At 71.0% G+C, this 9,070-nt stretch carries 6 protein-coding genes; 3 read left to right on the forward strand and 3 right to left on the reverse strand.

What is annotated here, in order from left to right:
• Positions 1–3: 3 nt before the first annotated feature.
• Both ACZ5PB_RS34960 and ACZ5PB_RS34965 read right to left on the reverse strand, forming a co-directional pair.
• Positions 4–1,947 (reverse strand): sigma-70 family RNA polymerase sigma factor, encoded by a 1,944-nt coding sequence (locus ACZ5PB_RS34960; protein WP_468696849.1) that lies wholly within the window; start codon positions 1,945–1,947, stop codon positions 4–6.
• A gap of 214 nt (positions 1,948–2,161) precedes the next feature.
• Complete coding sequence (locus tag ACZ5PB_RS34965; RefSeq protein WP_468696850.1) at positions 2,162–2,998, reverse strand: TetR/AcrR family transcriptional regulator; 837 nt, start codon at positions 2,996–2,998, stop codon at positions 2,162–2,164.
• Positions 2,999–3,353: 355 nt separating this feature from the next.
• Between ACZ5PB_RS34965 and ACZ5PB_RS34970 the strand changes: the two genes are divergently transcribed.
• Both ACZ5PB_RS34970 and ACZ5PB_RS34975 read left to right on the forward strand, forming a co-directional pair.
• Positions 3,354–4,706, forward strand: coding sequence for an NAD(P)/FAD-dependent oxidoreductase (locus tag ACZ5PB_RS34970; protein ID WP_468696852.1), 1,353 nt, complete (start codon positions 3,354–3,356; stop codon positions 4,704–4,706).
• Between the two features lie 197 nt (positions 4,707–4,903).
• Complete coding sequence (locus tag ACZ5PB_RS34975) at positions 4,904–6,556, forward strand: ATP-binding SpoIIE family protein phosphatase (RefSeq protein WP_468696853.1); 1,653 nt, start codon at positions 4,904–4,906, stop codon at positions 6,554–6,556.
• 36 nt (positions 6,557–6,592) lie between these two features.
• Here ACZ5PB_RS34975 and ACZ5PB_RS34980 read toward each other — a convergent pair whose 3' ends face one another.
• Positions 6,593–7,894, reverse strand: coding sequence for an MFS transporter (locus ACZ5PB_RS34980; RefSeq protein WP_468696854.1), 1,302 nt, complete (start codon positions 7,892–7,894; stop codon positions 6,593–6,595).
• Positions 7,895–8,010: 116 nt separating this feature from the next.
• Here ACZ5PB_RS34980 and ACZ5PB_RS34985 point away from each other — a divergent pair, with 116 nt between their 5' ends.
• Complete coding sequence (locus tag ACZ5PB_RS34985; protein WP_468696855.1) at positions 8,011–8,568, forward strand: MarR family winged helix-turn-helix transcriptional regulator; 558 nt, start codon at positions 8,011–8,013, stop codon at positions 8,566–8,568.
• The last annotated feature ends 502 nt before the right edge of the window (positions 8,569–9,070 follow it).

Genomic DNA, 9,070 nt, shown 5'->3' on the forward strand with positions numbered 1-9,070 from the left:
GGCTCACCCGCAGGCGATCCGCGACCGCGCCCAGTCCGCGAAGCCCACCCCGTCCGCCGACTCGACCGATTCCGTGACCAGCCGCAGGGTCTTGCGGCCCGCGATCCCCACCTGCACCGGGACCGCCTTGTCCCCGCCCCGCACCACCGGCGACCGCCACAACAGCGCCCCGTCGCCGTACACGGAGAAGCGCACGGCCCCGCTGCCCATCGTCATGTCGTCGACCCCGACCAGCGCCTCGTACGTCGAGCACTTCCGGTTCAGGTCGATCGTCACGGACGAGTTCTCGGGCACCGACACCCCGTGCTTGTACGCCACCCCGCCGATCGACATCTCCGACCGCTGCCACAGCGCACTGCTCTCGCCCACCCGCACCTCGGGCGTGGTGTGGTCGCCCATCGGCCCGTACTCCAACTCGGCCACGGGGTACGCGGCGGGCTCCGGCGGGGGCGGCTTCGGGGCCGGGGGCTTGGGACGCGGCTTCGGCGGGGGCGGCTTCGGGGCCGGAGGCTTCGGCCGGGGCTTCGGCGGCGTCACCACCGGGGGCTTCGGCGTCGGCTTCTCGGCACGCGGCGTCGGCGTCGGCTTCTGCGGGGGCGTCGGAGTCGGCTTCGGCGAGGGCTTCGCCGGGGGCGGCGGAGGCGGGGGAGGCGGCGCCACCGGCTTCGTCACCTGCGGCTTCGCGTCCGTGGTCGGCGGGACGGGGGTTTCGTCCCCCGCGAAGGCGAACACCAGACCCGCCGTCACCGCGACCGCGACGGCCGCGCCGATCCCCACCTTCACGGGAGCCCCGACCCCTTCGGCCGCGGCAGCGCCACCGGCAGCCCCACTCGAACCGGCCGCACCACCGGCACTTCCGGCCCCGGCGGCACCCGCTCCCGCCGCTCCACCCCCGGTCGCCGCAGCGGCCGCACCCGCACCGGCGGCACCTGCCGCCCCACCGGCCACGATGCCCGCGGCCTTCAGCGAGTACCCGGCAGCCACCCAACCGATGACCGCCACCGGCAGGATCGCCGGAATCCCGGCGTTCACATCGCGCAACTCACCCGCTGCGAGACGGCACTTGGCGCACTCCTCCAGGTGCTTGCGCAGCCCCCGCTCGGCCCGCATCCGCAGCCCGCCGCGCGAGTACGCGCCCAGCCGGTCCGCGTACTGCGCACAGTCGCCGCCCGCGGTCAGTGCCGTACTCACATGCGCCTGGAGGTACGCCTGCTTCAGCCCTTCGCGGGCGCGCGAAGCCAGCACCGCCGTCGCGTTCGCGGTCAGCCCGAACAGGGGGGCCACCGCGCTCGGCGACTCCTCCTCGACCGTGGTGTGCCACAGCACGGCCTGCCACCGCTCGGGCAGTGACCGGAAGGCCTGCATGGCGAGCGTCTGCTCCGCCTCGTGCATCGCGCGTACGTCGGCGCCCAGGTCCAGCGTGTCGTTGTCGGACACCTCGGAGGAACGGGCCGCCTGTGCGGCGAACACCGCGAAGTCCTCGACCAGTTGCTCGCGCTTGGCCGTCTTCGCCCAGCCCGCCGCCACCCTTCGTACGGTGGTCAACAGATAGGCGCGCACCGCGTGTTCGGGCCCGGAGCCGCCGCGCACCGCCTGCAGCGTACGGGCGAAGACCTCGGCGGTCAGGTCGTCGGCGGTGTGCGCGTCGCGGCAGCAGGTACGCGCGTAGCGCCGCACCGCGTCGGAGTGCCGCCGGAACAGCTCCTCGTACGCGACGTCGTCGCCGCCGCGCATGCGCTCGATCAAGTCGGCGTCGGAGAGCCCCGGTTCGCCCGTCGTGGTGCCGCCACCGCGCTGGGTGGGCACACTCGTGGGGTCCGGTCCGCGCTCCGCGACGGGGGAGGGCGTGGCACCCAGGGGGCCGCCCTGCTGCGGGACCTGCCGAGGCTCGTGCCCCTCGCCGTCGCCGCCTCCGCCGAGCGCTTCGCCCCGCTCGTCAACACCCATGGCCGAAGCCCCCGTACGCACCCTCTGACCGGAACACCGGCCAAGAGTCCCACAGGGCGACGCGCCGAAAGCCGATCAAGCCCGCCAACCACTCGTCCGGGGAACTTTCCCGAAATCGAGCACTACTCCTCACCCTTTCGGGTAGGCGTTGGCGGGCTCACGGCGTGCAGCGGTACGACTAACCGCAGTGCTGCTTAACGCGACTTACCGCGACTCACTGCGACGGCCGGGACCGCAGTCCCTCCAGCAGGATGTCCAGCAGCCGGGCGGAAGCCGCCGCCTGCTGGGCCGCGTCCGGCAGCGAGGGCGCGGCGGTGGCGATCACCAGCAGCACGTCGGCCACGGTCACATCCGCCCGCAGCTCACCCGCCGCCCGCGCCCGGTCCACCAGCCGGCCCACGACCTCCAGCAGCGTCGCCGCACCGGAGTCGTCCAACTCCCCGCCCGCGGAGCCCTGCTCGACCAGCCGCAGCTCCGGCGCCGAGGCACCCTCGACGGCCTGCCGCTGCTGCGGCACCCGCGTGGCGTCCCGCACCGCGCCGGGCTCGTACGAACCGCCGATCTCGGAGTCCGCGTCCACGCCCACCCGCAGCACCTGCGGAGGCAGCAGCCTGCCCGCGCCGGAGGCGACCGACGTCCGCAGGAAGCGGGACAGCGCCGACCACGGCTCGTCCTCCTGCCCCAGCGCGGTCCGGGCCTGCTCGGTCAGCCGGGAGGTCTCCTCCTCGGCTATCCGCCGCACCAGTACGTCCTTGCTCGGGAAGCGCCGGTAGACCGTGCCGACCCCGACCCGGGCCCGGCGTGCCACGTCCTCCATCGGCGCCCCGTACCCCAGCTCGCCGAAGACCTCGCGAGCGGCGCGCAGTACGTGTTCGAGATTGCGCTGTGCATCCACGCGGAGCGGCGCCGAGCGCTCGACGGCCGAACCGGCCGCCCCCACCCGTCCGTTGCCCTCCAGCGCCGACGAAGAGGCCGCGACGGCCCCGGAAGTCGAGTTCGATGCTGCCGACGATGCGACGGCAGCCTGCCACTGTGAATCCTGAATGTGCATCAGCGTTCCCCCGGTAATGATGTCTCCCCCCGGAGACACTCCCCGCCCTGACTGCCGGAGTTCACGGGTCCTACGACCACAAACCCCGCCACTCCGACGAGATACGAACATAGTTGAGCGCGGGGCGATTCAGAAGGGGGTTGTTCCGCACGGTGTGCCCACCCGGTGAAGCAGCGGGGGCACAGATTCCGGATCCACTCGCACCCAACTCCCCCTCCGCCCACTCTGACCTGCACCGATACCGCCCACATCGGTACGGAACATCAACTTCTCGCCACCTCGGCGGCGTCGGCCGGCGGTCATACAATTTGTCGGCCCTGTGGACAAAACCCACTGCCCGTTGCCTCATGGGACGGTGACAAATCCAGTGCGCATTCTCGTGGTAGGCGGCGGATACGTCGGCATGTACACCGCACTGCACCTCCAGCGGAAGCTGAAACGGCAGCTCGCGGAAGGCGGCGCGGAGATCACTGTCGTCACTCCCGACCCCTACATGACGTACCAGCCCTTCCTCCCCGAGGCCGCCGCCGGATCCATCTCCCCGCGTCACGTCGTCGTCCCGCTCCGCCGGGTGCTGCCCCGCTGCCGCATCCTCGTCGGCGAGGCCAACTCCATCGACCACGCGAAGCGCACCGCGACCGTCACCACCCTCGCCACCGCCGAGGAGGGCACCGGGCCCCTCCAGCTGCCGTACGACGAACTGGTCCTGGCCCCCGGCTCGGTCTCGCGCACCCTGCCCGTCCCCGGTCTCGCCGAGCACGGCATCGGCTTCAAGACCGTCGAGGAGGCCATCGGGCTGCGCAACCACGTCATCGAGCAACTGGACATCGCCTCCTCCACCCGCGACCCGGCCGTCCGCGACGCCGCCCTGACCTTCGTCTTCGTCGGCGGCGGGTACGCGGGCGTGGAGGCACTGGGCGAGCTGGAAGACATGGCCCGCTACGCCTCGCGGTACTACCACAACATCAAGGCCGACGACCTGAAGTGGATCCTCGTCGAGGCCAGCGACCGCATCCTCCCCGAGGTCGGCGAGGAGATGGGGAAGTACGCCGTCCGCGAGCTGCGCGGCCGGAACATCGACGTCCGCCTCCACACCCGGCTGACCTCGATCGAGAACCGCGTCGCCGTCCTCGACGACGGCGCCCGCTTCCCCACCCGTACGCTCGTCTGGACGGCCGGCGTGAAGCCGCACCCGGTGCTCGCCGCCAGCAGCCTCCCGCTCAACGCCCGGGGCCGCCTCGATTGCACCGCCCAGCTCTCCGTCACCGGCACCACGCACGCGTGGGCAGCGGGAGACGCGGCGGCGGTCCCCGACCTGACGGCGCGGGAAAAGGGCACCGAGTGCGCCCCCAACGCCCAGCACGCGGTCCGCCAGGCCAAGGTCCTCGCCGACAACATCGCCGCCTCCCTCGCCGGGCAGCCGCTCGCCGACTACCGCCACAAGCACGTCGGTTCGGTCGCCTCCCTCGGCCTCCACAAGGGCGTCGCCCACGTCTACGGACGCAAGCTCAAGGGCTTCCCCGCCTGGACGATGCACCGCGCCTACCACCTCAGCCGCGTCCCCACCTTCAACCGCAAGGCCCGGGTGCTCGCCGAGTGGACCCTCTCCGGCCTCTTCAAGCGCGAAATCGTCTCCCTGGGCTCACTGGAACACCCGCGCGCCGAATTCGAACTCGCGGCGGGGAGCGAACCCCCCAAGCCCCGCTGACGTCCTCTCAACTACCGACTGTCAGTGCGGTCGGTCACACTGGACGTGTGACGATAGGTGGGCTCGCGCCTGCACAGAGTGACGCGCCCCGCGCGCCTGTCCACCCCGCACGAGCAGCACCCCGGGAACCCACCCCGGGCACCGCACCACCCCCAGCCGACCTGCTCCACCACCCCGACCACGAGGCAAGTAGTTCAGTGAACTTCACCCGCTGGAGCGCCCGGCTCCCCGGAACGCAGCGCCGCGCGGCAGCGCGGTCCGACCGCGGGTCCGTGCCCGCCGCCCGCGGTGAGTCCGGGCAGCAGCCCGACCCCACCACGGACCCCGCCACCGGCGCGAGCATCTCCCAGGCCCCGGTCCCCCCGGCCCTCGAAGATCTCTCCCTGCGCGAGATCGTCCGCCAACTCCCGGCCCTCGTCGCCCTGTTGTACGGACCCGAACACCGCATCGCGTACGTCAACGACGCCTACACCACCGCGTTCGGCCCGCGCGCCCCCGGCGCGCCCGCCGCCACCGAGCTGCCCGAGCTCGAAGAGCTGGGCCTGCTGCCGCTGATGGACCAGGTCCTGCGCAGCGGCACCTCCCGTACGGTCAAATCGCGCCGCACCCCCAAGGGCGGTTCGTACACGATCACTTGCACCCCGATCGACACACCCGACGGCGGGGGAGTGCTGGTCTTCGCCGCCGACGTCACCGACCACGCGGACGCCGCCGAGCGGCTGCGCGCCGCCGAGCGCCGCCAGCGCGAGACCGCCGTCACGCTCCAGAGGTCACTCCTGCCCCAGGGGCTGGAGCAGCCCGACGACCTGCGCCTGGCGGCCACGTACCAGCCGGGCGGCAAGGACGCGGCGGTCGGCGGCGACTGGTACGACGTGATCACCCTCGGGGCCGGCCGCACGGCCCTGGTCATCGGCGACGTGATGGGCCGGGGGGTGCGCGCCGCCGCCGTGATGGGCCAGCTCCGCACGGCGGTCCGCGCGTACGCCCGCCTCGACCTGCCGCCGCACGAGGTGCTGCAACTCCTCGACGGCCTGGCCGCCGAGATCGACGCCAGCCAGATCGCCACCTGCGCCTACGCCGTCCACGACCCCAACGAGGGCCGCCTCGTCTACGCCTCCGCCGGCCACCTCCCGATCCTCGTCCGCCACGAGGACGGCACGGTCGCCCGCGCCGAGGAACACACGGGACCGCCCCTGGGCACCGGCGGCTGGATGCACACCTCCGGCACCATCGCCCTCCCGCCGGGCTCCACCGCCGTCCTCTATACGGACGGCCTGGTCGAGCGCCGCCGCGAGGACATCGACGAGGGCGTCGCCGCGCTGGAACGGGCACTCTCCGGCGCCACCGGCACCCCCCAGGTCGTCTGCGACCGCCTGATGCGCGCCCTGGGAATCACCACCGACCACGACGACGACGTCGCCGTCCTGGTCGTCCAGCACCCCGCCCGCCAGGGCCACGACGCCGAGCTGTTCCACAACGCGGCACTCGAACTCCTCGGCGGCATCGAAGCGGCCCCCCGCGCGCGTGCCTTCGCCACCGGGGTCCTCACCTCGTGGCGCTTCCCCGTCGAGCTCCGCGACCTGGGGGTGCTGGCCGCCAGCGAGCTGGTCGCCAACTCCCTCCAGCACGGCACGCCCCCGATGCGCCTGCGGCTGCGCCGTACGGACAAACGCCTGATCATCGAGGTCACCGACGGCGACGACCACCTGCCGCGCCGCCGCCGGGCCGACCCCGCGGACGAAGCAGGACGAGGCATCTCGATCGTCGCGACGATCGCCTCGTCCTGGGGTTCGCGCCGCACACCGGGCGGCGGCAAAGCGGTCTGGTGCGAATTCGCACTGCCCGACTGACTGCCGACTTACCGCCCGGCTGACCGGGCGGCGGGGTTACGCGACTGCCTTGACCTGCTTCTCGGCGGCCGCGTCCGGCACGTGCTGGGCGACCACGATCGACTTCACCGGGATCGGCAGGTCCTGGGCAGGCGTGAGCCGCTTGCCCATCCGCAGCGCGAGCACGCTGATGCCGAGCGAGAAGAGGATGAAGGTCACGATGTACGGCATGTGCAGCGAGGCCCCCATCGGCCCGCCCACGGCCGGACCGACCGCCAGCGCCAACTGCTTGACCAGCGCGAAGGCCGAGTTGTACGTACCCACCATCGACTCCGGCGCCAGATCGGCCACCAGCGGCGCGACGGTCGGCGACAGCATCGCCTCACCGAGCCCGAAGAGGGCGTACGTGGAGATGAAGGCCGCGGTCGCCATGGTCTGGCTGCCGTGCCCCAGTCCCGCGTAACCGGCGAACATCCACGCCACCGTCCAGATGAGCCCGACCAGCGCGATCATCCGCGACCGGCGACGGCGCTCGACGAACTTCAGCACCACGAACTGCGCGATCACGATCATCGCCGTGTTGGCGGCGAGCGCGATGCCCAGCGTGGAGGGGTCGATTCCGGCGGCCTCGGTGCCGTACGCGGCGAGGCCCGACTCGAACTGTCCGTAGCAGGCGAAGAAGATCACGAACCCGAGCACGCACAGCTGCAGCATCGCCTTGTGCTTCACCAGCACGCTGAGCCCGGCGAACAGACCGCCGTTGCCGGGGGCCACCTCGCCCGAGGTCTCGGGCCGGGGCAGCTTCACCGTCAGTGCGACCCCGGCGAGGACCAGGAACATCACGGCCTCGATGGAGAACAGCAGGGTGAAGGAGGACGGGTCGTTCTTGTCGACGATCTGGCCGCCGATGAGGCCACCGACGCCCAGGCCCAGGTTGGCCAGGAAGAACTGCATGGCGAACGCGCGGGTACGGGTGGCGGCCGTGGAGCACCACACGATCATCGTCGCGAGCGCCGGCTGCATGACCGCCGTACCGATGCCGAGCAGCGCGGCACTGCCGACCGCCGTCACCAGACTCGACGAGACCCCGAGCGAGACCGCGCCCACGGAAGCCAGCAGCGCGGCACCCACCACCACGGGCAGCGGCCCGCGCCGGTCGATCAGCACACCGACGACGGGCAGGGCGATCAGCGCGGCCATGGCGAAGGCGCCAAGGACGATGCCCGCAGAGGTCGGCCCCAGATCCCGCACCTGAGCCACGTACACGTAGAGATAGGGGACCGTGAACCCCAGCCCGAACGCACTCAGTGCGTTACCTGCCTGGATCCTCCGCATCGCCGAGCCCATCGCCTTGGTCATTACTTCACCTCAACCCTGAAGACCTGAAGTCCGAAGACTTCAACACTAAAATTAGAACCTCAACAATACACATAGAAGGACTTCAATGCCAACGCGCCCCATGCCATACTTCGCGGATGCCAGACACGCCAGAGTCGCCCGGCCCTCATGAGCCGAGCCTCGAAGAGCAGATCGCCGCATACCAACGCGAATTCCGCGACCTCGACCCCCAGGTGGAGAAGGTCGTCTCGGCCCTCGGCCGCCTGAACCGCCGGATGAACGTGGCGTACGGACGCCAGGTCGCCGCCCTCGGCATCAGCAACGCGGAGTGGGAAGTCCTCAAGACCCTGGTGGTCTCGGGCGCCCCGTACCGGCTGGGCCCCGGAGAACTGGCGAAGCGCCTCGGCCTCACCCCGGCGGCGATGACCCACCGCATCGACCGCATGGCGGGCGAGGGTCTGGTCACCCGCGACCGGGACGAGAACAACCGCGTCCGCGTCATCGTCGAGCTGACGGACGAGGGCCGTGCCAAGTGGCTCGAAGCGATGGCGATGGCGTCCTCCTTCGAGGAGGACCTCCTCCAGGACCTCGACGCCGATGAGCGGGTCGTCCTGGGAGACGTACTGATCCGGCTGCTGCGCCGGGTCGAGGACACCCAGCCGGATGCCGGCGGACGCCTCACCGACCTGGACTGACGCTCCTCTCCACTGTGTGTTCGAGCGCCCCGGTGGGGGGTTGACACCCCCCACCTAGATCCGTAAGGTTCTCCGAGTTGCCACACAGCCGTAACGGTTCTGCGGCAACCACTCCCGCCGCGAAAGCGGCAACTCAAACTCCGCACGATCTCCCACTGGGGACAATTTCGGCATGCCGAATTCTGTCGCCGGCAGCCGATTTCGGTTCAACGGGAAAATCCACTAGGGTTTGGGACGTCGGAACGGCCCAACAGCCGCCAAGACAACCCGAGTTCGACCGGGAGTCAGGCCCGAAAGGATCTGATAGAGTCGGAACCGCCGGAAAGGGAAAGCGCGAAAGCGAAGAACCTGGAAAGCACCGAGGAAATCGGCACTGGAAACAGTCTGATAGAGTCGGAAACGCAAGAACAAAAGAAACACCGAACGAAATCGTCCGGAGGAAAGCCCGCGAGGGTGAGTACAAAGGAAGCGTCCGTTCCTTGAGAACTCAACAGCGTGCCAA

It is taken from the genome of Streptomyces sp. NPDC032721 (genome assembly GCF_055579625.1).

Bases quoted from the DNA above. Each gene is read 5' to 3' on its own strand.
- ACZ5PB_RS34960 (WP_468696849.1), bottom strand. From the start codon at position 1,947: ATGGGTGTTGACGAGCGGGGCGAAGCGCTCGGCGGAGGCGGCGACGGC.
- ACZ5PB_RS34985 (WP_468696855.1), top strand. From the start codon at position 8,011: ATGCCAGACACGCCAGAGTCGCCCGGCCCTCATGAGCCGAGCCTCGAA.
- ACZ5PB_RS34965 (WP_468696850.1), bottom strand. From the start codon at position 2,998: ATGCACATTCAGGATTCACAGTGGCAGGCTGCCGTCGCATCGTCGGCA.
- ACZ5PB_RS34980 (WP_468696854.1), bottom strand. From the start codon at position 7,894: ATGACCAAGGCGATGGGCTCGGCGATGCGGAGGATCCAGGCAGGTAAC.